Here is a 2,623-nt window from a genome sequence, read left to right on the forward strand (position 1 = left end):
TGGCTAATAACATCATTCCGATCGCTCAATAACATCATGCCGATCAGGTTTTTTCTTCCCGCGTTTACTTCAACTTACTTTTACTCGTTTTGATCGGCATGCGTCAACTTTGACTGCTGTTTTCGCATCGATTCACCCGTTAAAGGCTGCCTGATCGCTCTGTGGATCAGCCTGTCCAAGATCGCTTCGGCGAAAGTGGCTTCTCCGATCATCCCATACCATTTATCTACCGGTAATTGGCTTGCCACCACCGTTGATAACTTGCCATGTCGCGTGTCTATCACTTCCAGTAAATTACTACGCTCTGTCGCATCCAGCATTTCCATCCCCCAGTCATCCAAGATCAAGATAGCAACTTGACTAAGCTGGCTCAGTAACCGTGGATAGCTCCCATCTGCTTGTGACAACCTCATCTCCTCTAATAAGGTCTTTAACCGGTAGTAGCGCACTGCCATTCCCTGGCGGATAAAGTAACGGCCCAGTGCACAGGCAAGGTAACTCTTACCGCATCCCGCAGCGCCGGTTAGCAACAGGTTTTGTTGATGTTTAAGCCAGTTACCCTGCAGTAATTCCCGTATCTGAGACGCGTTAAAACCCCGATTAGCGCGATAGTCTATCTGCTCAACCTGTGCACCTAAACGGAATCCGGCTTGCTTCTCTAACCGGCTAATTTTGCGCTGCTCGCGCTGCACTAACTCATGGCTGAGTAACAGCTGCAGGCGCTCTTCGAAGCTCATATCTTGATAAAGCATCGTTTGCTCTTGTTGTTTTGCCAGGGCTTGCTTAACACCGCTTAAATGCAGCAGGCTCAGTTGCTCTTCGATTCGTAATTCCATAAGTCTTCTCGTGTAGTCTGTTAGTGGAAGTAGCTTTCGCCGTGCACATTGTCGTGTACGAGCGCTTTTAGCGGATCATGTTTCACGGTTGGCACCGGTTGATATTCCAGGCCGTTTTTCAGGATCGCCCTGATGTTGTGTAAGCGGTTAGCGCCGGTCAGATGACCGCGCAGGCAGGCCGCCTCCAACCGCGCCTTGCTATAGGTTTCGCTTTGCCCTAGTAAGCTTAAGCAAGGCCGCACCGCCAGCGCCGGATGTGCCGCGTGCGCTAACGTCTCTTGCACCCACTGCTGTGTATAAATACCTATAGAAGCGGCCCATTTCAGGAGCCGCTCCGGTGACCACTCCAGCATCACTTTATGGTGATCGGGCATATGTGCCATGTCACAGGTATGCTGCCCTTTACGGTGGCTGCGCGGGTGCTCTGCTACCACTTGCCCATGATGGTAAATCACGATGGTTTGCGCTCTGATGTGCGCCTCCAATCGCTTACCAACCAGGGTATAAGGCACGGAGTAATAATGCTTTTCGATATCAACATGGTAATCCTTACCTGCCAGCACCCGTTGGATTTTGGTGTACTCGTAGGGGAAGCGGGGCAACGGTTGTAAAGCCGGTGCATCCAGCTCGTTAAACAGGGAAGAGCGGCAACCAGGCAACTTTTGGAAGGGTTTATTGTTTAGTTTTATAAGCAACTCGGCGATACGCTGATTCAGATGCGCCAGACTGTGGAAGACCTCATGCCGTAACACAGCAAGGATCCAACGTGTGACCACCTGCACGCCGACTTCGGCCTTGGATTTATCTTTGGGCTTACGCGGTCTGGCGGGCATGATGGCAGTGCCGAAGTGGGCCGCCAGCATTTGATAGGTCGGATTGAGATCGGGATCGGTATTGCGAGCCACGCTGACTGCACTTTTTAAACAATCGGGTACCACTAACTGTGGTACGCCACCGAAGAACTCAAAGGCCCGTTTATGGCTCATGATCCAGTCTTCCAACTGCTGTGAACGCGTGGCCTCGGCGAAGGTGTAATTGGATGCGCCCAACACCGCCACGAAGATCTGCGCACGACAGGTAATTTCACCGGTATCAGGATCAACAATCGGCATGGTTTGGCCGCAGTAGTCGACAAAGAGCTTTTCGCCCGCCAGGTGGATTTGTCGCATAGAGGGCTGCAATACGGCCGCCCACTCTTTATAAAGACGACAGAAGTGGTTGTAACTGTAGTGCTGTTCAGGGCTTCGTTCGGCATACTCCTGCCACAGCAGCTCTAAGGTGACGCCTTTGCGGCCAGGGGCTTTGAGTTCCTGATAGACACCCGCCCAGTTAGGCAGCGGTTTATGCTGGGTTTTATGCACCACCATCGTTTTGAGGAAAGCACGCTCAAGCGTCACATCATCCCACTGTTGTGCCAGTGGCCAGCCAGTGATACCTAGCTGTGCCGCCCGGTTCACATAATAGGAGACGGTGCTCGCCGAGATAGAGAGGCTAAGGGCAACCTGACGATGGGTCAGCTTCCCCTGATACTTGCAACGCAGAATTTCTTTTAATTTTCTCACAGAAATGGGCCTCGCAGACATGTACTTTCCTCAGCAATAACAGATAGAAAGTACGGGTTTAACGAAGCGGGAGAGAAAAGTCACGTAATAACATTGATGCCGATCGCACGTTACCATGAGTGCCAAAAAGTGATCGGTATGAGATGTTATTGTGTGATCGGCATGGATGTTATTGGCTGATCGGCTTGAATGTTATTGAGTGATCGCCATGCGTGAAAATATGCA

The 2,623-nt window shown here is 51.2% G+C and carries 2 protein-coding genes; both read right to left on the reverse strand.

Annotated features, from left to right (window positions below; translation table 11 throughout):
• Nucleotides 1–80: 80 nt before the first annotated feature.
• The gene (istB, locus tag AAY72_RS07650; protein ID WP_057786546.1) at nt 81–836 is read right to left on the reverse strand and encodes an IS21-like element helper ATPase IstB; all 756 of its coding nucleotides are present in this window, start codon (nt 834–836) and stop codon (nt 81–83) included.
• 20 nt (nt 837–856) lie between these two features.
• Entirely contained in the window at nt 857–2,419 is a 1,563-nt protein-coding gene (gene istA / locus AAY72_RS07655) for an IS21 family transposase (RefSeq protein ID WP_057786548.1), read from the reverse strand.
• Between the last annotated feature and the right edge of the window lie 204 nt (nt 2,420–2,623).

Origin of the sequence: Alishewanella sp. WH16-1 (assembly GCF_001441695.1) — a bacterium.
Taxonomy (GTDB): domain Bacteria; phylum Pseudomonadota; class Gammaproteobacteria; order Enterobacterales; family Alteromonadaceae; genus Alishewanella; species Alishewanella agri.

Coding starts and splice junctions, on each gene's coding strand:
- istB (WP_057786546.1), bottom strand. CDS start 836: ATGGAATTACGAATCGAAGAGCAACTGAGCCTGCTGCATTTAAGCGGT.
- istA (WP_057786548.1), bottom strand. CDS start 2,419: ATGTCTGCGAGGCCCATTTCTGTGAGAAAATTAAAAGAAATTCTGCGT.